The sequence below is a fragment of the Mesorhizobium newzealandense genome, from assembly GCF_042682145.1.
In the GTDB taxonomy this organism is placed as follows: domain Bacteria; phylum Pseudomonadota; class Alphaproteobacteria; order Rhizobiales; family Rhizobiaceae; genus Mesorhizobium; species Mesorhizobium newzealandense.
The window spans coordinates 74,806-96,036 of the sequence record NZ_JBHUGZ010000006.1; the positions used below are offsets into that span (position 1 = coordinate 74,806).

General features: G+C 62.6%; 17 protein-coding genes. 9 read left to right on the top strand and 8 right to left on the bottom strand.

Annotated elements, in window-relative coordinates:
• Positions 1-92: 92 nt before the first annotated feature.
• The 3 genes from ACFSOZ_RS08390 to ACFSOZ_RS08400 all read left to right on the top strand — a co-directional run bounded on the left by ACFSOZ_RS08390 (position 93) and on the right by ACFSOZ_RS08400 (position 3,476).
• Entirely contained in the window at positions 93-1,352 is a 1,260-nt protein-coding gene (locus ACFSOZ_RS08390) for a multidrug efflux MFS transporter (protein WP_379095890.1), read from the top strand.
• Between the two features lie 42 nt (positions 1,353-1,394).
• Complete coding sequence (locus ACFSOZ_RS08395; RefSeq protein WP_379095893.1) at positions 1,395-1,769, top strand: DUF423 domain-containing protein; 375 nt, start codon at positions 1,395-1,397, stop codon at positions 1,767-1,769.
• Between the two features lie 627 nt (positions 1,770-2,396).
• Positions 2,397-3,476: a LacI family DNA-binding transcriptional regulator gene (locus ACFSOZ_RS08400; protein WP_379095896.1), complete on the top strand. Its 1,080-nt coding sequence runs from the start codon at positions 2,397-2,399 to the stop codon at positions 3,474-3,476.
• 15 nt (positions 3,477-3,491) lie between these two features.
• Here ACFSOZ_RS08400 and ACFSOZ_RS08405 read toward each other — a convergent pair whose 3' ends face one another.
• Positions 3,492-4,757 (bottom strand): OpgC family protein, encoded by a 1,266-nt coding sequence (locus ACFSOZ_RS08405; RefSeq protein ID WP_379095899.1) that lies wholly within the window; start codon positions 4,755-4,757, stop codon positions 3,492-3,494.
• Positions 4,758-4,959: 202 nt separating this feature from the next.
• Here ACFSOZ_RS08405 and ACFSOZ_RS08410 point away from each other — a divergent pair, with 202 nt between their 5' ends.
• Positions 4,960-5,622 (top strand): alpha/beta hydrolase, encoded by a 663-nt coding sequence (locus tag ACFSOZ_RS08410; RefSeq protein WP_379095902.1) that lies wholly within the window; start codon positions 4,960-4,962, stop codon positions 5,620-5,622.
• Positions 5,623-5,922: 300 nt separating this feature from the next.
• On the opposite strand, the gene sthA is transcribed toward ACFSOZ_RS08410, so the two are convergent.
• The gene (gene sthA / locus ACFSOZ_RS08415) at positions 5,923-7,311 is read right to left on the bottom strand and encodes a Si-specific NAD(P)(+) transhydrogenase (RefSeq protein ID WP_379095904.1); all 1,389 of its coding nucleotides are present in this window, start codon (positions 7,309-7,311) and stop codon (positions 5,923-5,925) included.
• A gap of 211 nt (positions 7,312-7,522) precedes the next feature.
• On the opposite strand from sthA, the gene ACFSOZ_RS08420 reads away from it, so the two are divergent.
• The 3 genes from ACFSOZ_RS08420 (at position 7,523) to ACFSOZ_RS08430 (ending at position 9,916) form a co-directional block, all read left to right on the top strand.
• A complete protein-coding gene (locus ACFSOZ_RS08420) occupies positions 7,523-7,993 on the top strand; it encodes an RDD family protein (RefSeq protein WP_379095907.1) in 471 nt (156 codons plus the stop codon).
• 140 nt (positions 7,994-8,133) lie between these two features.
• The gene (locus ACFSOZ_RS08425) at positions 8,134-8,898 is read left to right on the top strand and encodes an arginyltransferase (RefSeq protein WP_379095910.1); all 765 of its coding nucleotides are present in this window, start codon (positions 8,134-8,136) and stop codon (positions 8,896-8,898) included.
• Positions 8,899-9,019: 121 nt separating this feature from the next.
• Positions 9,020-9,916, top strand: a complete 897-nt coding sequence (locus tag ACFSOZ_RS08430; protein ID WP_379095913.1) for a DMT family transporter — start codon at positions 9,020-9,022, stop codon at positions 9,914-9,916.
• An 18-nt stretch (positions 9,917-9,934) separates the two neighbouring features.
• On the opposite strand, the gene ACFSOZ_RS08435 is transcribed toward ACFSOZ_RS08430, so the two are convergent.
• The gene (locus tag ACFSOZ_RS08435; protein ID WP_379095916.1) at positions 9,935-11,149 is read right to left on the bottom strand and encodes an AI-2E family transporter; all 1,215 of its coding nucleotides are present in this window, start codon (positions 11,147-11,149) and stop codon (positions 9,935-9,937) included.
• A 275-nt stretch (positions 11,150-11,424) separates the two neighbouring features.
• Positions 11,425-13,677 (bottom strand): DNA topoisomerase IV subunit A, encoded by a 2,253-nt coding sequence (gene parC, locus ACFSOZ_RS08440; RefSeq protein ID WP_379095918.1) that lies wholly within the window; start codon positions 13,675-13,677, stop codon positions 11,425-11,427.
• Positions 13,678-14,004: 327 nt separating this feature from the next.
• Between parC and ACFSOZ_RS08445 the strand changes: the two genes are divergently transcribed.
• Positions 14,005-15,195, top strand: coding sequence for a hypothetical protein (locus ACFSOZ_RS08445; protein WP_379095920.1), 1,191 nt, complete (start codon positions 14,005-14,007; stop codon positions 15,193-15,195).
• Between the two features lie 116 nt (positions 15,196-15,311).
• Here ACFSOZ_RS08445 and aspS read toward each other — a convergent pair whose 3' ends face one another.
• The 4 genes from aspS to ACFSOZ_RS08465 all read right to left on the bottom strand — a co-directional run bounded on the left by aspS (position 15,312) and on the right by ACFSOZ_RS08465 (position 19,720).
• Positions 15,312-17,102 (bottom strand): aspartate--tRNA ligase, encoded by a 1,791-nt coding sequence (aspS, locus tag ACFSOZ_RS08450; RefSeq protein ID WP_379096075.1) that lies wholly within the window; start codon positions 17,100-17,102, stop codon positions 15,312-15,314.
• A gap of 166 nt (positions 17,103-17,268) precedes the next feature.
• Entirely contained in the window at positions 17,269-18,549 is a 1,281-nt protein-coding gene (locus tag ACFSOZ_RS08455) for a D-tagatose-bisphosphate aldolase, class II, non-catalytic subunit (RefSeq protein WP_379096078.1), read from the bottom strand.
• Positions 18,549-19,535 (bottom strand): tagatose kinase, encoded by a 987-nt coding sequence (locus ACFSOZ_RS08460; RefSeq protein ID WP_379095922.1) that lies wholly within the window; start codon positions 19,533-19,535, stop codon positions 18,549-18,551. Before ACFSOZ_RS08460 ends, ACFSOZ_RS08455 begins: the two co-directional genes overlap by 1 nt.
• The gene (locus ACFSOZ_RS08465) at positions 19,532-19,720 is read right to left on the bottom strand and encodes a hypothetical protein (RefSeq protein ID WP_111545777.1); all 189 of its coding nucleotides are present in this window, start codon (positions 19,718-19,720) and stop codon (positions 19,532-19,534) included. Before ACFSOZ_RS08465 ends, ACFSOZ_RS08460 begins: the two co-directional genes overlap by 4 nt.
• A gap of 124 nt (positions 19,721-19,844) precedes the next feature.
• Between ACFSOZ_RS08465 and ACFSOZ_RS08470 the strand changes: the two genes are divergently transcribed.
• Positions 19,845-21,164: an ABC transporter substrate-binding protein gene (locus tag ACFSOZ_RS08470; protein WP_379095925.1), complete on the top strand. Its 1,320-nt coding sequence runs from the start codon at positions 19,845-19,847 to the stop codon at positions 21,162-21,164.
• Positions 21,165-21,231: the final 67 nt, after the last annotated feature.

The following is a 21,231-nucleotide window of genomic DNA, read 5'->3' on the forward strand; positions in this document are numbered from 1 at the left end:
ACGCTTGCGTCCATGACGGATACCAACTTGGTATCCCAAAACGGTATCCGCAGCAACCCGCTGACAATGGGTTGCTCGGACAGGACAATGACATGCCGCAGAACACGCCCCCGGCCACCGACAGCACCTACAACATCCACTGGCGGCGCAATCTGTTCGTGTGCTTTGCCGGGTCGTTCTCGACGCTTATCGCCATGACGCTGCTCTTGCCGTTCCTGCCGCTCTATATCGAGCAGCTCGGCGCCCAAGGCCACGCGGCAATCGTGCAATGGTCGGGGATCGCCTATGGCGCGACCTTCTTCGCGGCGGCACTGGTCGCACCACTGTGGGGACGTCTGGGCGACCGCTACGGCCGCAAGGTGATGCTGGTTCGCGCCAGCTTCGGCATGGCCATATGCATGTCGCTGACCGGCATGGTGCAGACCGTGTGGCAGCTGGTGCTGCTGCGGCTGCTGATCGGCTTTGCCGGCGGCTATTCCTCGGGTTCGACCATCCTGGTCGCCATGCAGACGCCAAAGGAGCGCTCCGGCTGGGCGCTGGGCCTGCTGTCGGCCGGCATCACAGGCGGGGCACTGGTCGGTCCGCTGGTTGGCGGCGCCCTGCCACCGCTGATCGGCATCCGCGCCACCTTCCTGCTGTCCGGCGGCGTCATCTTCCTGGCCTTCCTGGCGACTACGTTTCTGATCAAGGAGAACCTGCGGCCGAAAACGACAGACGCCGCATCGAAGCAGAAGCCGAAAGGCGGCTGGGCACAAATTCCCGACAAACGGCCTGTTGTCGCCATGCTGGCGACCGGCATGCTGTTGAGTTTCGCCACCATGTCGATCGAGCCGATCATCACAGTCTATGTGCAGCAGCTCATCGAAGACCAGAGCCGCGTCACGCTGACATCAGGCGTCGTCATGTCGGCGGCGGCGCTTGGCGCCATCCTGTCGGCCTCGCGCCTCGGCAAGCTCGCCGACCGCATCGGCCATTGGAACGTCATCATCGGCGCGCTTGCCGTCTCGGCGCTGCTGCTGATCCCGCAGGCCTTCGTCACGCAGAGCTGGCAACTCATCGGGCTGCGCTTCCTGATGGGCCTGGCGCTGGGCGGGCTCCTGCCCTGCATCACCAGCGTCATCCGTCACAATGTGCCCGACGGCGTCGGCGGCAATGTGCTCGGGCTCTCGATCTCCGCCCAATATGTCGGACAGGTCGCCGGTCCCTTGCTTGGGGGCTTTGCCGGTGGCCATTTCGGCATGCGCTCGGTGTTTCTGGGCACATCCATCTTGATGGCCGGCGGTGCGGTGTATAACTGGCTGGCGCAGTCGCGCCGCGAGCAGGACATGCTCGCCAATGCCGGCAAGACCTGACCGAATTGGGTCTTAAGCCTTGAACGTCATGGAGCCCCAGATATGAGCACGGCCGAGCAATCTTCCGGCAACAGCGGCCGTGTCCTCGTCCTGGCCGGCGGCATCTGTGGTGCCGCCGGCGTGGCGCTCTCGGCCGCGGCGGCGCATCTGGGCGGCGCCTTCGTCGGCACCGCCGCATCCTTCCTGCTCATGCATGCGCCGGTTTTCCTCGCAGCCGGTTTGCTTGACGCGAACCGGATCCTGCGCATCGGCAGCCTGATCCTGCTGGTTGGGCTTGTCTTGTTCTGCGGCGATCTGCTGGCCCGCGATTTCCTCGGCTCACGGCTGTTCCCGCTGTCGGCGCCGATCGGCGGCACCTTGCTCATCGCCGGCTGGCTGGTGATCGCAACCTCGGCCCTGGTGCGCGTGCGTTCCTGATCAAAAGGGATCCTGCACCAGCAGCCTTCGGTCGATGTCTCCGGGCGCCTTGCCCGGGATCGGACCCATTCGCGAAAACCGATGCCGGCCTGCCAAACGTCGTTTGTGGAACGATCAATCCTGCCGGCGCTCGGGCTGGACCAGCAATTCGCGATTGTGTCGCCGCAGACGCGCCAACCGACGCCTCTCCGGTTGCTCGGAAGCCGGCGCGATGCCCCAGTAGTTGCGGTAGATATCTTCGAATAGATAGCACACGGGATGCATGACATGTATTCCTTTCAGTACTTGAATCGATCCAATCGATTGTCGCGAAAAGACGACCCCGATCAGCTCCGCTTGCGCTGCACAAAAAACCGTAGCTCGCGAACCCATGGGCCAGCTCTGCCACGGCGCTTCGCGGTCGTGGCATTCGAGCTGATGCTCCAATCGTTGCGATAGATGTCTTCGAAGAGATAGTTGACGGGATGCATGACACATCTCCCTTCTATGGATTGAATCGATCCAATCGCCGGAACCATTCATCCCTTTGGATCGATTCAAATGTACACTTTGTCGAGCCTTCGATCAAGCCAAAATTTGAACCGATCCAACGAAAGTGTTAGATGGAAATGAATTCAGGAGACGAAGATGGCGCCATTGACCTCTGGAAAGACAAGACCGGTCCGGTTGGCAGACATTGCCAAAGCGGCCGGCGTGTCGCACGGCACTGCGTCCAACGTGTTCGCCCGCCCGGAGATCGTGCGCGAGGAGGTTCGCGAACGGGTCAAGGCGGCAGCCGAGGCAATGGGATATGGCGGACCCGACCCAAAAGGCCGGCTGCTGCGCGCCGGCAAAGTCAACGCCATCGGTGTCGCGACCGCGGAACCATTGTCCTATTTCTTCGACGATCCTTTCGCCCGGGTGATGATGGCCAGCATCTCGCAGGCCTGTGACGCGACCGGTGCGGGAATCTCGCTGGTCTCCGCCGCCAACAACGAACAGCTCGCCTGGAACATCCAGAGCGCGCTGGTCGATGGCTTCATCGTCTTCTGTGTCGACGGCGGTTCAAGGCTGGTCGAACTGGCGCGTGAACGCAAGCTGCCCTTTGTGGCGCTCGATCTCGATTCAGACGACGACGAGGCGGTCGCGGCGATCGGTGTAGACAACATCGCCGGCGCCGGCCTGGCGGCGCGCCATCTGACCGAACTTGGGCATCGTCGCTTTGCCGTGCTTGCCCTGCCCTGTGCGGACGACGGCTTCGGCCCGACCACGCAGGCGCAAGTGGAGATGGCGCTCTACTCCGGTACGCGTGACCGCCTGCGTGGCTACTTCGCGGAACTCGCCCGCGTCGACATCGACGTCTCGAAGGTGCCGATCTACGAAACCGTCAATGACGAGGAGAGTGTCTGGGCCGGCCTCGACCATATTTTTGCCGGCGCCAAGACACCGACCGCGATCCTGGCAATGTCGGACAGGATCGCCCTGCATGCACTGGACTGGCTGCGGCAGCACGACATCACTGTACCCGGCGACGTTTCGATCGTCGGCTTCGATGGCGTCCCGGAAGGAGCGGTTTCCAAGCCGCCGCTGACCACAATCGCCCAGCCGATCGCCGAGATGGGCCGCCTTGCCGTCAAGGCGATCCTCGAAAACGACGGCACATTCAGTCGTCAATCGCTGCCGGTCGACCTCGTGGTGCGGGCCTCATCCGGCCCCTCGCCCGCCTGAGCCGCCTGACGCCTCTCACCGGCCCATTCTTGTTGCCATCGACGACATGCCGAAGGACGCTTGGACCGGCGGTGCGGCGTTGTGAGCCGGCCTGCTTTTTCCGGACCAGCCAAGGCTCGAAAGCCATTCGAGATAGTAGGCAAGCGCAAACTGCATGGCGATGCCAGCGGCAATCAACAGGCTGTCATAGGCAAGCCCGCCCGGGTTGATCTGCTTCAGCACCTGCGCCGTCAGGGCGAGCACCGTGCCGGCAATGAAAACCGGCAGCGATCGTTTGCCCAATATGGCAAGCGGATGATCTCGCCCGGTGAGGAACAGGTTCGAGATGGCCGGGAATGCCACGATCAGGTAGCTCACCGCCAGGATATGCAGCAGCCTCGGCAGTGCCAGGAACGTCTTGTCGAAGCCGGTCAGCACGGGAGGCAGGCCCAACCAGGAGATCTGCCCCCAGAGCGGGCTATGCACCCACACCAGCGCCGTGGCGGTGTAGCCCAACGCCGCGCCAACCAGCCAGCGATTGACCGGGATGGTGCCGCCGCGACGCACATGCAGCGTGCCAGCCAGGCCGATGTTGAACAGGAACTGCCACGACAGCGGGTTGAGAAACCAGAAGCCGGGCTCGGGATAGTTCGGTGGGGCGATCTGGTAGATCCCCGCGACCAACCACAGCGCACCGGATGCGACCAGCGCCGGCAATGGCCGGTAGCTGACGAAGAGCAGGAAGACCGGCGCCAGCAAGAGCAGCACTGCATAGACCGGCAGGATATTGTTGTAGCCGAGCTGGTGGCCAAGCGTCACGATGCCGACCAGCACTTGCGGCGTATTCTTGATCAACGGCTCGATGTTGATCATCGTCAACAGCTCCGGTCGCCTGGCGAACACGGCCGCCGCGCAGAAGATCGCCATCACCACCATGGTGGTGACGATGTGGGCGGCATAGAGCACGCCAGCGCGGCGCCACATCTTCAACGTTGCCAGCAGCCTGTTTCCTTGCTGGAATTTCTTGCCATAGGCGAGCGCGACCGAGATGCCGGAGATCAGCACGAAGACCTCTGCCGCGTCCGAAAAGCCGAAATTCTTGTAGGTCAGATACTCGAAGGCGGTACCTGGCACGTGGTCGACGAAGATGGTCAGCAAAGCGAGAGCGCGGAGCACATCGATGCGCGTGTCACGTTCCGAGACGCGATCAGCGCGATCCGGGGTACGCGTGCCGCGATCCGGGATACGCGAATCGCGATCCGAGACTCGCGTATCGCGGTCTGGCGAAAATTGGGTGGTCATCGACAAAAGGCCTCAAAGCTGGTTGTTCATGCCGGCAATGCGACCCCCGGCGCACCGCTTCGATTCCTCCCGAAGGAATGGTATCGGCGAAGAAACGGACACTAATGCGCCCGGTTCAATCAACTTTCGCGGAGCTTGAAAATATTGCGTTTTGAAGCCGGCAAACTGACCGGAACCGTCATGAAATCAAAAGGATGAGGCCGTGACCGAAGAGACCTCACAAGATGGTGTGCTACGGCGTGATCTCGCCTTCGACTACAGTCTTTTCGACCCGGCGGATTCAACTGGCGAATGCTTCTTCCTGCTGCATGGGTCGGGTGTCGACGAGATGACATTGGTGCCGTTGGCACGAGAGATCGCGCCGCACGCCACGCTGATCGCCGTGCGCGGCCGCATCGTCCAGGAGGATGGTTTCCGCTGGTTCGCGCGCATCACGCCGACGCGCTTCGAACAGCAGAGCATCCGCACCGAAACCAACGCTTTTGCGGGCTTCGTCAGCGACGCGGCAAGACGCCACAATCTCGACTTCTCGCGCACGACGTTCCTTGGCTATTCGAACGGCGCCAATCTGCTTTCGAGCCTGATGCTGCTGCATCCGGGCCTTGTCAAACGCGCCGCGCTGCTGCGGCCGATGCCGGTGCTCGACGACGTGCCGGCGACGGATCTGTCAAGCGTGCGGGTGCTGATCGTCGCCGGCGCTGCCGACCTTACCTATGCGCCCTTCGCGCCAGCTCTGGTGACATTGCTCAGCCAGCATGGCGCCGACCTCGATGCCCGGATCGTTGCATCGGGTCATGAATTCGGCAGCGCCGACGCGGCAATCGTCAGGCAATGGCTGAAGGCGCCTATCGCCAAAGCTGATTGACGGCGGAAGCCATCATCTCGCAGCCATGCGCACTTCCGCTGCCGCAATCAACAAGGCAAGTCCGCTTCCGAACTGGGCCGGATGACCGCCGGCCCGATAGTGCGACAGAGCCGAGCGCAGCAGCGGACAAGGTTGAGCGACGGCGTCTGGCGCCTCGCCGGTTGTTCGGATCGCTGATTATGAGCATGACTTATTTCCACACGCGCACCGTTTTTCCGGGCTGGTGGATCGTCGATACCGCGCTCTACCTGATGCCTGCCACGGCGAGAACCGGCGCCTGCCGCCGAATGAACTGTTTGCCTACCCTCGCCCCATCCGGTTCCAGGCATCCAGCCCGGCGATCTTGTAGGCTTCGGCGAGCGTCGGATAGTTGAAGGTGTTGTTGACGAAGAAGTCGACGGTGCCGCCGAGATTGATCACCGCCTGGCCGATGTGGATGAGCTCGGTGGCGCCCTCGCCGATGATATGCGCGCCGAGCAGCCGACGCGTCTCGATCGAGAACAACAGCTTCAGGAAGCCGGCGTTGACGCCCATGATGTGACCGCGCGAGGTCTCGCGGAAACGCGCCACGCCGACTTCATAGGCGGCCCCACTTTCACGCACCTGTTCCTCGGACTGGCCGACCGTCGAGATTTCCGGCACCGCATAGATGCCATAGGGAAAGGTTTCCGGCGATGGCGGCAGCGGCACGCCGAAAGCATGACAGGCAGCCACCCTGCCCTGCTCCATCGAGGTCGAGGCCAGGCTCGGAAAGCCGATGACGTCGCCGGCGGCATAGATGTTGGGCACGCTGGTCTGGAAAGTTTGCGGATCGACCTTGATACGCCCTCTGGAGTCGGCGTCGATGCCGACGATATCCAGGCCCAGGCTGCCGACATTGCCGGTGCGACCGGCGGCGTAGAGCACCACCTCGGAGCGAATGGTGCGGCCATCGGTCAGTTCGACCTCGGCGGCGTCCGGCTTGGAGCGGATCTCCTTCACCGCGCTGCCCAGGCGGATCGTCATGCCGCGATCGCGCATCTGGTGGATGAAATCGTCGACGATCTCGCGGTCGACGAAATCGAGGATGGAGTTGCGCGGCTCGACCAGCGTCACCGGCACATCGAGCGCGGAAAAGATCGTCGCATATTCGACCCCGATGACGCCGGCGCCGATCACGGTCAGCGTGCGGGGCAAACGGTCAAGCTCCAGCATCTCGTCGCTGTCGAAGACGCGGGTCTTGTCGAAAGGCACGTCGCGCGGCCGATGTGGCCTTGTGCCGACCGCGATCAGCGCATTGGCAAAACCGACTTCGCTATAGTCGCCGGTGTCGGAGGTCAGGCTGACCTTGTTGGGGCCAAGAAACTTCACATTGGCGCGGGCGCTCTTGACCGTGTTGCGCATGAACTGGTGCTGCAGCACCTCGACCTCGTGGTCGAGCGTCTTGTGCAGGCGCTCGACCAGATCGTGGACCGAAATATCCTGCTTGACCCGGTAACCGCGTCCGTAAAAGCCGCGCTCGCGCCAGCCGGAGAGGTTGAGCACGGTTTCGCGCAGCGTTTTCGACGGAATGGTGCCGGTATGCACCGAGACACCGCCGAGACGCCGGCCGCGATCGACCACCAGCACCGATTTGCCGAGCTTGGCCGACTGCACCGCGGCGCGCCGCCCAGAGGGGCCGCTGCCGATGACCAGCATGTCGTAGTCCATAGTGCCCCCGTCCCTCTGCCCCTGAGCGCTTTGTTGCGCCGCAGCAAGCTAATGCCATCCACGCCGCGAATTCAACCGATTCAGATTGCATCTCATCCGCTCGCGCCTTGCGCGCCGCAAAAAAGCTCGATCTTGATTCCGCCGCGGGCCTTCACCATTTCATTGCTGAGCGGCCCGCACCGTATGTTGGGCCCTGTTACGAGGAAATGACATGAACGCGCGCGTTCTCGACGGCGAAATCATCACCACCAGGCTCGACGATGTCAGGGCCTATGACGGCGTGCGCACAAAGCGCATCCTGGCCTTCGTGATCGACTATATCATCGTCGCGCTGCTCACCATTCCATTCGCCATACTGGTGTTCTTCCTCGGGCTTTTGACACTCGGTCTTGGCTGGATGCTGTTTGGCGTCCTGGTGCCGGCCGTCGCCATCCTCTACATCTGGAACACGCTGGGCAGTGCCGACCAGGCCACGTCAGGTATGAAGATGATGGGCATCCGGCTCGACCGGCTCGACGGCAGGCCGATCGACGGTCTCACCGCCGTCGTCCACTCTGTGCTGTTCTGGGCCGGCAACGTCATCCTGTCGCCGCTGGTCCTGCTGGTGACCTTGTTTGCCGATCGCAAGCGAACGCTGCACGACCTTTTGCTCGGCACCGTTGTCAGCCGGACGGACCGCTGAAACGGCGCTCTGAATAGCATTCACAGCCGATTGAGTGTAAATGTGAAGGCGTCGAGTCAACCACGCCTTCACAATCCTGTTGAATTTTTCGCCATCCGCGCCAAAGGTAGAGCGATTCGAAGGAGTGTTTCCAAGGCTCGATGACGCAGCACCCGACCCAGTCGCCGCAGTTCTTCCTGACCGCGCCGTCGCCGTGCCCCTATCTCGACGGCCAGTTCGAGCGCAAGGTGTTCACGCACCTTGTCGGCGACAAGGCGGCGGAGATGAACGACCTCTTGACGCAAGGCGGCTTCCGGCGCTCGCAGAACATCGCCTACAGGCCGGCATGCGAAACCTGCCGCGCCTGTGTTTCGGTACGCATCCTCGCCCAGGAATTCGTTGCCAGCCGCAATATGAAACGGGTGCTGCAGCACAATTCCGACCTCGTCGGCCACATGCACACTGCCGAACCTTCGACCGAACAATATTCACTGTTCCGCAGCTACCTTGACGCCCGCCACCGCCGTGGCGGCATGTCCGACATGACGGTGCTCGACTATGCCATGATGGTGGAGGATACCCATGTCGATACCAAGGTGATCGAATACCGGCGGCGCGGGCCCGACACCTTCATCACCGGCAAAGGACAGGGCGAACTGATCGCGGTGGCGCTCACCGACAAGATGGCCGACGGCCTGTCGATGGTCTATTCCTACTTTAATCCTGATTTCGAGGAGCGGTCGCTCGGCACGTTCATGATCCTCGATCACATCGCTCGCGCCAGGGCGATGGGCCTGCCCCATGTCTACCTGGGGTACTGGGTCAACGGCTCGCGCAAGATGAATTATAAGATGCGCTTCATGCCGCAGGAGCATCTCGGCCCGAAAGGCTGGGAGCGCTACACCAACGAAGCGGTTTCACGCTGAGTTTTTCTACGTTCCAGACTTAAACTGTTTCAAGGCAGGGGATGCTGGTCTTTCGGCCGCTCGGCTGGAGAGTGCGCCATTGCGCCGGTCCCGTCTTGCACTTGATTGCGAAAGTTGCCGCATGTCCTCCCACCACGACCACCAGAAGGGCCTTCTGATAACCGCCATCGGCGGGCTGACACTGACCGTCGACATTCCGCTGATCCGGCTTGCCGACGGTGGCGCATGGACCATCATGTTGCTGCGCACCGGCACCACCTTCGTCTCGGCCATGATCGTCTGGTCGGTCTGGCGCGCGCTGAGCCGGAACGCCCCGCAGCTCATCCCCGGCTGGCCTGGCCTTGTCGTGGCGATATGCTACGGGCTGACGGGAGTGACCTTCGTCACGGCCGTCTATCACACGTCAACTGCGAACCTCGTGTTCATCCTAGCCTTCAACACCGTGTTCGCGGCGTTGCTGTCCTGGATATTCCTTGGGGAAAGACCGCGGCTGGTGACGATCATCGCGATGCTGATCATGATTTTCGGCGTGCTGGTCATCGTCGGAGGGTCGATCGGCACCGGGCATCTGTTTGGCGACTTCATGGCGCTGTGCTCGGCCTTCTTCGTCGCCGTGGCCATCACCATCTCGCGCGCCAGCGGCAAGGATATGGGCTTCACGGCCCTGGTCGGCGTCCTTCTGCCGCTCGTGCTGGCGGCGTTCATGGTCACCGGTGAAGGTTTCCACGTCAACGCGCCGTGGTGGATCATCTTCAATGGCGGCGTGATCTTGCCGATCTCGTTCTTCTGCCTCGCCAACGGCCCGAAATACATTACAGGGCCCGAAGTGGCGATGTTCTACCTGCTGGAAACCGTGCTGGCGCCGGTATGGGTGTGGATGATCTTTGCCGAGACACCGACCCGCAACAGCCTGATCGGCGGCGCGATTCTCATCGTCTCGCTGATCGCCCATTCGCTCTGGCAGTTGCAGGAAGGCCGCAAGCGCCGTCCCGACCTTGCGGTGCATCATCCGACCTAAACGGGCTGGATTGCAGAATCAGGCGCTGGCTTTCTTCACCATACCGGGTTCCGGCAGAACCTCGATCTGCGGGCCGGCTTCGATTTCGGCCGGCGAAGCAGGGATGATTTCGTCCGTCAGTTCCACCTCGCGCAGCCACTCGCGCCAGATCGCAACCAGCAGGGCCATCAGCACCGGGCCGATGAACAGGCCGAGGAAACCCATGGTCTTGACGCCGCCGATCAGGCCGAAAAAAGTCGGCAGGAAGGGCAGTTTTATCGGTCCACCGACGAGCTTCGGGCGCAATGTCTTGTCGACGATGAACAGTTCGACCGCACCCCAGAGGAACAGCGCCAGCCCGGCCATCGGCGAACCGCTGGCAGCGAGGTAGACCGAGACCAGGGTGAAGGACAATGGGGCGCCGCCGGGGATCAACGCCATCACACCGGTCAGGGCGCCCAGTGTCACCGGCGACGGCACGCCGGCGAGCCAGTAGGCAATGCCGAGCACCAGGCCTTCGCCGATGGCGATGACGGTCATGCCGGTCACCGTCGAAGAGATCGTCGCCGGCACGACGCGCGAGATCCGCTCCCACCGCGTCGGCAGGATGCGTTCGCCAAGACGGTCGACCTGGCCGGCAAAATGCTCGCCGTCGCGATAGGCGAAGAACAGCGCGATCATCATGAACAGCAGCGTCAGGAGCAGGCCGAAAGCGCTGCCACCGGCGGCCAGGACGCCGCGATAGATGCTGCCGATGTTGGCGCCGCTGACCAGCTGGATCAGTTCGCCAATGCCGCCTGGATGGCCAAAATTGGTCGTCCATTGCTCGTTCAGCCACTCGCCCACGATAGGCATCGTGGCGATCCAGTGCGGCGTGACGGCACCGTGCCGGTTGGTCTCTATCGCCCAGCCGACCCACTCGCGCACCTCATTGATGGCGTAGGTGCCGGCGAGCGCGATCGGCACCACCAGGAAGGCGAGGATGAACAGGATGGCAAAGGTCGCGGCGATGGTGCGGTTGCCGCCAACGGAAACAAGCAGGCGCCGGTAAAGCGGCCAGCTGGCGAAAGCGATGACGAGCGCCGCAAGCACCGGAAACAGGAAGCCATGGAAGAAATAGACGCCGGCGGCGACGATCAGCACCAGCAGCCAGCGCGCCGCCGACAGCGGCGGAATGACAGCGGACCGCAACGGCGTCGACAGGCCGAACAGGCGCTGATGGCCTTCCGGTTTCTGGATTTTTGCTTCCTTCAAACGCCTGCCTCTCCCAAACACCCTTCCGGCTTATGCACTGATATAGTGCAGCAATCGTGACGACATTCCAAATCGTGATGAAGTTCCTCCCTTCTCCCCTGTGGGAGAGGTGGATCGGCGCAAACGCCGGGACGGATGGGGGTGCCGGAAGAAACGAAGCGTCGGCTGTCATGTCGCCGGTCCGGATAACGATGCGCCAACTGGAACACCCCCTCATCCGACCGAGCTTCGCTCGGCCACCGTCTCCCACAGGGGGAGAAGGGAGAGCCGTTCAACTACCCAAACTTCCCAGTCCTCGGGAACCCCTTCGGCACCATCCGTCCGGCCGAGGCACGGGCGCCGATCCATTCGGCCAGTTCCTCGCGCGACCGGGTGAAGGTGCGGTCGGCTGAATCCTGCCAGGAGAGGCCGCTCTCCAGCGTGAACGGCTTGAGATCGAGAAGGCCGCCGTCCTTGTATTTCTGCAGCCGTACGCCCTTGCCGCGTCCCATTTCCGGAATCTCGGAGAGCGCGAACACCAGCATCTTGCGGTTCTCGCCGACGATGGCGAGATGGTCGCCGGTGACCGGGATGCAGCGCTTGGCTTCGTCCGGCGCCTTGACGTTCATCACCTGCTTGCCCTTTCGGGTGTTGGCGACGACTTCCTCCTCCGGCACGATGAAGCCGTTGGCGTCATGCGAGGCCAGCAAAAGCTTGCGCTTCGGATCGTGAACGAAGGCAGTGACGATGTCCTGATCATTGTCCATGTCGACGATGATGCGGATCGGTTCGCCATGGCCGCGCCCGCCGGGCAGCCGGTCGGCGCCGATGGTGTAGAACTTGCCGCCAGTGGTGAAGACCAGCACCTTGTCGGTGGTCTGGGCATGGAAGGCGAGCTTGAGGCTATCGCCTTCCTTGAAGGTCAGCGTCGAGAGATCGGCCAGATGCCCCTTCATCGCCCGCAGCCAGCCCTTTTCCGAGACGACTACGGTGACCGGCTCGCGCTCGATCATGGCATGGGCGATGTCGGTCAGGTCATGCTCGGGCGCATCGGCGAACTGCGTGCGGCGCTTGCCGAGCTCGGTCTCCGGGCCGAACTTGTCGCGGATGTTGGTGACTTCCCACTTGATCGTCGCCCATTGCTTCTCGTTTGAAGCAAGCAGCGCCTCGATCTGCTTCTTCTCGGCGCTCAGGCCGTCGAATTCCTTGCGGATTTCGAATTCTTCCAGCTTGCGCAAAGCGCGCAGCCGCATGTTGAGGATAGCTTCGGCCTGGGTGTCGGTGAGCGACCAGCGGGCCATCATCACCTGCTTTGGCTCATCCTCCTCGCGGATGATCCTGATCACCTCGTCGATGTTGAGATAGGCGATCAGATAGCCTGCGAGGATCTCCAGCCGTCTTTCGATCTCGCCGAGGCGATATTTCGAGCGGCGGACAAGCACGTCGCGGCGATGTTCGAGCCATTCCTGCAGCACGCCCTTCAGCGACAGCACGTTCGGCACCTTGCCGCGCGACAGAACGTTCATGTTGAGCGGGAAGCGGCTTTCGAGCTCGGTGAGCTTGAACAGCGATTCCATCAGGATGCCCGGGTCGACGGAGCGGCTCTTCGGCACCAGCACGACACGGATGTCTTCCGCACTTTCGTCCCGAATATCTTCGAGCAGCGGCAGCTTGCGCGCCATCAGCAGCTCGGCGATCTTCTCGATCAGCCGCGCCTTCTGCACGCCGTAAGGGATTTCCGTGACAACGATGCTCCAGGTGCCCCTGCCCTGATCCTCCTGGATCCACTTCGACCGGACGCGGAAGCCGCCACGCCCGGTTTCATAGGCTTCGAGGATCGAGGCGCGGCTGTCGACGATGATGCCGCCGGTCGGGAAATCCGGACCCTGGACAAAGTCCATCAGCTTGGCCACCGGCGCATCCCGATGCTCGATCAGGTGAAGCGCCGCGTCGCAAAGCTCGGCCGCGTTGTGGGGCGGGATCGAGGTCGCCATGCCCACCGCGATACCGGACGAGCCGTTGGCCAGCAGGTTCGGAAAAGCGCCGGGCAAAACCACCGGCTCCTCGTCCTCTTCATTGTAGGTAGGCCGGTAGTCGACAGCATCCTCGGTGATGCCGGACAACAGCTCGGTCGCCACATCGGTCATGCGCGCTTCGGTGTAGCGCATGGCAGCGGCGTTATCGCCGTCGATGTTGCCGAAATTGCCTTGCCCGTCGACCAAGGGGTAGCGCATCGAAAAATCCTGCGCCAACCGCACCAGCGCGTCATAGATCGACTGGTCGCCATGCGGGTGGAACTTGCCCATCACCTCGCCGACGATGCGGGCGCATTTGGCAAAGCCCTGGTCGGGGTTGAGCCGCAGCAGGCGCATGGCGTGCATGATGCGGCGATGGACCGGCTTCAGTCCGTCGCGCACGTCGGGCAGCGCCCGGTGCATGATGGTCGACAGCGCATAGGCCAGATAGCGCTCTTCCAGCGCCTTCTTCAGATCGACCGGCTCGATATGATCGCCACCGCCATTTTCAGGCGGCAAAAGCCTTTTTCCCATGGGCTGGGACTAACCGAGCGGGTGATTCGCGGCAAGAGGCCGACAGATATACCGGCCCTTCTGCAACATGAAACCGCGGGCCAAGGGATGTCGGCCAACATCAGCCTGTTACACGCGGCCTCTAGGCCAAACTGCGATGATATCAAGCGACCGGCTCTTCATGACAAATTCACCGGTTTGCGCAAAGACGGTGGGATCGAGTTTGCCTTTCACTGCGATTTTCGACCATTGTGCCGGGATACGCCTTTTTCCCGTCCAGTTCGTCACGGAATGGTGATGGCGCAAAGAATTGAAAAACAATTTCAGCACACTCTCAGGGACCTTGCGATGACAATCAAACGCTCAACTCTCAGGAAATTCGCCCTTTCGACCTTTTTGCTCACACTGCCGCTGAACGCGGCTCTCGCCCAGGACGCAGCGGTTGCTGACCGGCTGAAGGCGGCACTTAACGCCCAGGGCGTCGACATTTCCTGGACTGGCGTGACCGGCGACAACACCAGCATGGTGCTGCAGGGCGTTGCCATCAAGCCGGCGGCGGAAAAGGAAGCGCTCGCCATCGGCGACGTCAAACTCGAAGGCGTCACCGAGGCAAACGGCGGCTATGATATCGCCACCGTGTCGACGTCGGCATTCGAACACTCAAAGGACGGCGTCACCCTCAATCTCAGCCCCTTCGTCATCCATGACATGACGGTTCCGGCCGACGGCTCCACCGGCCCGCTGGGCTCGCTGATGATGTACAAGTCGGCCGAACTCTCGAACATGACGGTCAAGGTTGCCGACAAGACCGCCTTCTCGATGGACGGGCTTGCCGTCGAGATCACGCCGCCGGCGGACGGCAAGGCCATGGAATTCACTGCCAACACGGAAAAGTTCAACGCCGACCTGACGCTGGTCGACGATCCCAAGTCCAAGGAAGTCATCAACGCGCTCGGCTACCAGAACATCTCCGGCAATCTCGAGATGGCCGGCACCTGGCAGCCCACGGACGGCAAGATGGAACTGTCGAAATACGACATTTCCGTCGCGAATGCCGGCACGCTTGGCATGACCTTCGATCTTGGCGGCTACACGATGGACTTCATCAAGTCGCTGCAGGAAATGCAGAAGAAGATGGCGGCACAGCCCCAAGGGGCCGACAATTCGGCGCAAGGTATGGCCATGCTCGGCCTGTTGCAGCAGCTGTCGTTCAACAGCGCCTCGATCCGTTTCGACGACGACTCGCTGACCAACAAGGTGCTGGATTATGTCGGCAAGCAGCAAGGCATGTCGGGCAAGGACATCGCCAACCAGGCCAAGGCGATCGTGCCGTTCGGCATGGCGCAGCTCAACAATCCGGAACTGACGGCGCAAGTCACGGCCGCGGTCAGCAAATATCTGGACGATCCGAAGAGCATCGAAATCTCGGCCGAACCGCCGGCATCGGTGCCGTTCGCGTTGATCATGGCAGGCGCCATGTCCAACCCGCTCGACCTGCCGAAGACGCTCGGCGTCGCGGTCAAGGCCAACGAAGACTGATCGAAGCGAAGCCCAATACGCGAAAAAGCCCGGCATCGATGCCGGGCTTTTTTGTGGGATTAGCAAATTGAAAGAATCGGTTCGGGCGGTTCTTTAATGCATCGCCCGAAGCGCGATCAGGCGTCCTTCTTGGGCACCGCAACGCGCAGTGCCAGTTCGCGAAGCTGCTGCGGGCTTGCTTCCGATGGCGCGTTCATCAACAGGTCGTAGGCCTGCTGGTTCATCGGAAACATGGTGATCTCACGCAGGTTCTTCGCCCCGACCAGCAGCATGACGACGCGGTCGACGCCGGCGGCCATGCCGCCATGCGGCGGTGCGCCATACTGGAAGGCGCGGTAGAGGCCGCCAAAGCGCTCCTCGACCGTGGCTCGATCCAGGCCGACCGTCTCGAACGCCTTGACCATGGTCTCGGGCAGATGATTGCGGATACCGCCCGAGGCGATCTCGAAACCGTTGCAGACCATGTCGTACTGGAACGCCTTGATGCCGAGCAGATCCTCGCCATTCAGCGCATCGATGCCGCCTTGCGGCATCGAGAACGGGTTGTGGGCGAAGTCGATCTTCTTCTCTTCCTCATTCCATTCGAAGAACGGGAAGTCGACGATCCAGCACAGTTCGAAACGCTCGCGGTCGACAAGGTTCAACTCCTCGCCGGCGCGGGTGCGCGCAGCACCTGCAAACGAGACGAACTTCTTCGGATCACCTGCAACGAAGAACGCAGCATCGCCATCGGCAAGGCCGAGTTGAAGGCGGATCGCCTCGGTGCGCTCCTCGCCGATGTTCTTGGCCAGCGGGCCGGCGCCCTCGATCTTGTCGCCTTCCTTGCGCCAGAAGATGTAGCCCAGCCCCGGCTGGCCTTCGCCTTGCGCCCAGGAATTCATGCGGTCGCAGAAGGCGCGGCTGCCGCCGGTCTTGGCCGGAATGCCCCACACCTCGGCCTTCGGGTCGTTGGCCAGGATGTTGGCGAACACCTTGAAGCCGGAATCACGGAAATGGTCCGATACCGCCTGCATCTCGATAGGGTTGCGCAGGTCCGGCTTGTCGGAACCGTATTTGCGCATGGCGACGTCATAGGGGATGCGCTGGAAATTCTGTGTCACCGGCTTGCCGTTGGCGAAGGCCTCGAAGACCCCGCGCATGACCGGTTCCATTGTCGACAGCACGTCGTCCTGCTCGACGAAGCTCATTTCGAGGTCGAGCTGGTAGAATTCGCCGGGCAGACGATCAGCGCGCGGATCCTCGTCGCGGAAGCAGGGCGCGATCTGGAAATAGCGGTCGAAGCCCGACACCATGATCAGCTGCTTGTACTGCTGCGGCGCCTGCGGCAGCGCGTAGAAGGTGCCGGGATGGATGCGCGACGGCACCAGGAAGTCGCGCGCGCCTTCGGGCGACGAGGCAGTCAGGATCGGCGTGGAGAATTCGGTGAAGCCGACCTCGCCCATGCGCCTGCGCATTTCGGCGATGATTTTGGTCCGCGCGATGATGTTCCTGTGCAGCGTCTCACGGCGCAGGTCGAGGAAGCGGTATTTCAACCTTATATCCTCGGGATAGTCAGGCTCGCCGAACACCGGCAGCGGCAATTCCTTGGCCGCCGACAGCACCTCGATCTCGCGGGCGAAAATCTCGATCTCACCGGTCGGCAGGTTGGCGTTCGTGGTCTCGGGCAAGCGCGCCTTGACCTCGCCGTCAACGCGGATAACCCACTCGCCCCGCACGGTCTCGGCAACCTTGAAGGCAGGCGAATCCGGATCGGCGACGATCTGGGTCAGGCCATAATTGTCGCGCAGGTCGATGAAGAGCAGGCCGCCATGATCGCGCACGCGATGCACCCAGCCAGACAGGCGGACGGTCGAGCCGACGTCGCTCTTCCTCAACTGGGCACAGGTATGGCTGCGGTAACGGTGCATTGTCATTGGTAAGGTCCGGGGTGCTGGGTTGCGGGCCGAAGCATCACAGCCCGGCCTGAAAATTTGCGCGAAAAGCGCATGGGAGGCCGGATTTGTCAAGGCGAGCGGCGTCGGGCGCCGACCGACAGGCGCGGCAAGCCCGGTGGCTAGCGACGGCGCAACAGATTCAGGCGGCGTCCCCACGGCAAGCCGCGTCGTAGTCGGCCAGCACCTGGCCGATTGCGGCATGAAGAATAGCCTCGGGATTCCCGGCAGGCCCGAGCTCGGCCGGCACCATCGGCAGGAATTGTCGCATCAGCGTTTCGGGAATGCCGACGCCGTTGAGCACCTCGCGCAGGCGGCCGACGGCAACGCCGGCAGTGGGGTTGCTCCAGTAATAGCGGATGCGGTCGCTGTAGCTGTAATGCCGCTGCAAATAGAGGCTCGCTTCACTGCCGTGATAGTGACTGTCCCAATGGCCAGGTGCTGCCAGCATGACACGCTCCATCGTGCGGGCAAGCGACCTGTCGCCATAGTCCGCGACCATTTCGGACGCGATCAGGTCCAGCCCGAAAAGCGCCTCGCGCAAGGCGAATGTCAGGCCCGGGCCGACCTTGAGGATGGGAAAGCCGTTGCCGACAAGTGCTGTCAGCGCCGCGCGGCTCTGATAGTCGGTGGAATGCGCCTCGTAGACGAGCGACGGTTCGTCATCGAGCAGTCCAGTCAGCGCCTTCGACGCCTGCGGCCTGTAGGCGACGACATTCTGGCTGCCGAATTCGACGCCGGGCTGCACGACGACGGCGATGACGCGGCCAAACGCTTCGGTCAGGCCTTCCCGGGCAAATATCTCGCGATGCACGTCGATCGTGCGGCGCGCCGCTGACGCTTCGGTAGGCTTCAGGTCGCTGATCGTGTGATCGACGCCGCCCGGGGCGGGAACCTCGGTGCCGATGATGTAGACCGGCAACGCACCACCGCGCGCGCGCGCCGCCTTTTCAGCCGCCTTGGCCAGCCGTACAGCCCGCATGGCGATCGTCTCATCGTCCAGCGCAGCCGGCTCGCCGGCGCATCCCATCGATGCGTCGAGATGGATCTTGCTGAAGCCGGCCCAGACATAGGCGGTGACCATGGCTTCGGCCTTGCTCATCGCTTGTGCGGACGGCTCCGCGCGCCACGGGTTCGGTCCAAGATGGTCGCCGCCGAAGATGATGCGCGAGGCCGCGAGCCCTTCCCTGCTGGCGATCTCCAGCACGAAGGCTATGAACAGGTCCGGGGTCATCCCGGTGTAGCCGCCGAACTGGTTGACCTGATTGCAGGTTGCCTCGATCAGGAGCGTGGTTTCCTTGTCCCTGACGGCGCGCCTTATGGCCGTCTGGATCACCAGCGGATGGGCCGAGCAGATCGAGGTGATGCCGTAGGGTGATCCGTTTCTGCGCGCGGTGGCGAGGCCTGCAAGCGGGTTGGCCATCATGTCGCCCTCGCGGTCCCGGCGATGAAGCCGTCAAGCACATCGAAACCGGCGACGCCTTCCATGGGTCCGCGCCGCGTGACGTTGCGGGCTCCGGCGGCATTGGCATAGAACAGCGCCTTGCCGGGCTCCATCCCCTTGCGCCGGCAGGTCAGGTAGGTCGCGCCGAAACAGTCACCGGCTCCGGTCGGGTCCACTTCTTCCACCAGGAATCCGGCGCAGTCGATCCTGCTGCCATCGGCGGCGAACCGGGACGAGCCGGCGGCCCCTCGCTTCAGCACGATCTCGCCGACGCCCCTGGCGAGGAGCGCCCTCACCGCCTGGCATTCGTCGTCGACCCCAGCCGCGGTAAGCAACTCTTCGCCGGAGGGAAGCAGCAGATCGGCATCGTCGACCAGTGCCGAAAATTGCCCTCCGTCGGCGCCGTCGATCAATTCCTTGCGCACATTCGGATCGAAGGAGGTCGAGCCGCCGCGGGCGCGCACCGCCTTCGTGGCATAGGCGACGATCTCCTTCAGCCCGGCTACGGACAGGGTGGACCCCATGACATGCAGGTGGCCGGCCCTGTCCGCCAGTTGGCGCACTTCCGCGGTGAGACGGATTTGCCCGGCGGCGGATTCGGCGATGTTGTAGACGAAGTCGCGGCCGCCATCGGGCCTGTAGCGAACGAAGGCGCTTCCTGTCGGGTAGCGGTCGCTGACGGCGACGGCGGACACGTCGACGCCGTCGCGCCTGAGCCTTTCCAGATTGATCGTGCCAAAATCGTCGCGGCCGACGCAGCCGATGAGCCCGGCGCCACCGCCCAGCCTTGCGACCTGGTCGATGAAGATGGCAGGAGCGCCGCTCGGGTAAGGGCCGACCAGCGCCAGCGGTTCGAGGAAACCCAAACCCCGGTCCGTCGCCATTATCTCAACCAGGATTTCGCCGGCGGCAATCGTCGGACCCACGGATTCGAACGCGATCTCCCTTCGGCGGGAAAGGCTCATTCCTGCAATTCCTTCTCTCCCCAGCCGGAGCGGACGCGGATCGTGTCGGCGTGAGGGTTGTGCGACAGCTCCTGACTGTAGCCGAGGTAATTGGCGTCGCGAGCGAAGTCAATACAAACTGCACGCACGTTCACTTTATTTGCTACGCACGTGGCTTTCCTGCCGCAGAAAATACGAGCTGCCATCCGTCGAACCTGGGCCGGACGCCAAAGATCAAGCCCTATGCAGCTTGACTTGGATGTTTTCAAGCGCAATAAAATATATACGCATGTTCACTTACACATGCGCATTCGTAAAGGAGGAGACGAAATGCCAATTGGTAAGCGTATTGGAACTCTCGCCGCGTCGCTCGCAGCTTCGGCACTGACGGCGAGTACCGCCCTGTCCGCGGACATCACGGTTGCGACGGTCAACAATGGCGACATGATCATCATGCAGAAGCTGTCGCCGGAATGGGAGAAGGCGACGGGAAACAAGGTCAACTGGGTGGTGCTCGAGGAAAACGTGCTGCGCGAGCGGGTCACCACCGACATCGCCACCAAGGGCGGCCAGTTCGACGTGCTGACGATCGGCGGCTATGAGACGCCGATCTGGGGCAAGAGCGGCTGGCTGACGCCGCTCGACGATCTCGGCGACGACTATGATTATGACGACCTGATCGCGCCGGTGCGCAGCGGCCTGACCGTCGACGGCAAGCTCTACGCCGTGCCGTTCTACGCCGAAAGCTCGTTCACGCTCTACCGCAAGGATCTGTTCGACGCCGCCGGCCTAAAGATGCCGGAGCAGCCGACCTATGACCAGATCACCGAATTCGCCGACAAGCTCACCGACAAGTCGAAGGAACAGTATGGCCTGTGCCTGCGCGGCAAGCCGGGCTGGGGCGAGAACATGGCCTTCCTCGGCACGCTGGTGAACACGTTCGGCGGCCGCTGGTTCGACATGGACTGGAAGCCGCAGCTCAATTCGCCGGAGTGGAAGAAGGCGATCGGCTGGTACGTCGATACGATGAAAAAGGATGGACCTCCCGGCATCAGCTCCAACGGATTCAATGAAAACCAGACGCTGTTTGCCTCGGGCCATTGCGCCATGTGGATCGACGCAACGTCGGCGGCGGGCCGCGTCTATGATCCCAAGCAGAGCAAGGTTGCCGACAAGGTTGCCTTCGCCAAGGCACCGGTGGCAGTCACACCCAACGGCTCGGCCTGGGGCTGGGCATGGAGCCTGGCCATCCCGGCGAGCTCCACCAAGGCGGATGCCGCCAAGTCGTTCGTGAAGTGGGCGACCTCGAAAGCCTATGTCCAGCGCGTCGGTGAGACCGAGGGCTGGTTCGCCGCACCTCCGGGAACACGCAAATCCACCTATGCCAGCCCGGACTACCAGAAAGCAGCCCCCTTCGCCGCAACGGTGCTTTCGGCGATCGAATCCGCCGACCCGACCAAGCAGACCAAGGATCCGGTTCCCTATACCGGCATCCAGTTCGTCGCCATCCCCGAATTCCAGGGCATAGGCACCGAGGTCGGCCAGGCGATTGCCGCCGCGGTCACCGGTCAGCAGTCGGTCGACGATGTGCTCAACGGCGCCCAGACCGCCGTGGAGAAGACGATGACGGAGGCAGGCTACATCAAATAGGCGGGTTCAAGCCCAGACAGGTGAGCCAGGAGGCGGAATGAGCACAGCCTCCTGGCGATCTGGGCCT

Excerpts from the sequence above, each read along its gene's own strand:
- ACFSOZ_RS08390 (WP_379095890.1), top strand. The coding sequence starts at position 93 with ATGCCGCAGAACACGCCCCCGGCCACCGACAGCACCTACAACATCCAC.
- ACFSOZ_RS08395 (WP_379095893.1), top strand. The coding sequence starts at position 1,395 with ATGAGCACGGCCGAGCAATCTTCCGGCAACAGCGGCCGTGTCCTCGTC.
- ACFSOZ_RS08400 (WP_379095896.1), top strand. The coding sequence starts at position 2,397 with ATGGCGCCATTGACCTCTGGAAAGACAAGACCGGTCCGGTTGGCAGAC.
- ACFSOZ_RS08405 (WP_379095899.1), bottom strand. The coding sequence starts at position 4,757 with ATGACCACCCAATTTTCGCCAGACCGCGATACGCGAGTCTCGGATCGC.
- sthA (WP_379095904.1), bottom strand. The coding sequence starts at position 7,311 with ATGGACTACGACATGCTGGTCATCGGCAGCGGCCCCTCTGGGCGGCGC.
- ACFSOZ_RS08420 (WP_379095907.1), top strand. The coding sequence starts at position 7,523 with ATGAACGCGCGCGTTCTCGACGGCGAAATCATCACCACCAGGCTCGAC.
- ACFSOZ_RS08425 (WP_379095910.1), top strand. The coding sequence starts at position 8,134 with ATGACGCAGCACCCGACCCAGTCGCCGCAGTTCTTCCTGACCGCGCCG.
- ACFSOZ_RS08430 (WP_379095913.1), top strand. The coding sequence starts at position 9,020 with ATGTCCTCCCACCACGACCACCAGAAGGGCCTTCTGATAACCGCCATC.
- parC (WP_379095918.1), bottom strand. The coding sequence starts at position 13,677 with ATGGGAAAAAGGCTTTTGCCGCCTGAAAATGGCGGTGGCGATCATATC.
- ACFSOZ_RS08445 (WP_379095920.1), top strand. The coding sequence starts at position 14,005 with ATGACAATCAAACGCTCAACTCTCAGGAAATTCGCCCTTTCGACCTTT.
- aspS (WP_379096075.1), bottom strand. The coding sequence starts at position 17,102 with ATGCACCGTTACCGCAGCCATACCTGTGCCCAGTTGAGGAAGAGCGAC.
- ACFSOZ_RS08455 (WP_379096078.1), bottom strand. The coding sequence starts at position 18,549 with ATGGCCAACCCGCTTGCAGGCCTCGCCACCGCGCGCAGAAACGGATCA.
- ACFSOZ_RS08460 (WP_379095922.1), bottom strand. The coding sequence starts at position 19,535 with ATGAGCCTTTCCCGCCGAAGGGAGATCGCGTTCGAATCCGTGGGTCCG.
- ACFSOZ_RS08465 (WP_111545777.1), bottom strand. The coding sequence starts at position 19,720 with ATGGCAGCTCGTATTTTCTGCGGCAGGAAAGCCACGTGCGTAGCAAAT.
- ACFSOZ_RS08470 (WP_379095925.1), top strand. The coding sequence starts at position 19,845 with ATGCCAATTGGTAAGCGTATTGGAACTCTCGCCGCGTCGCTCGCAGCT.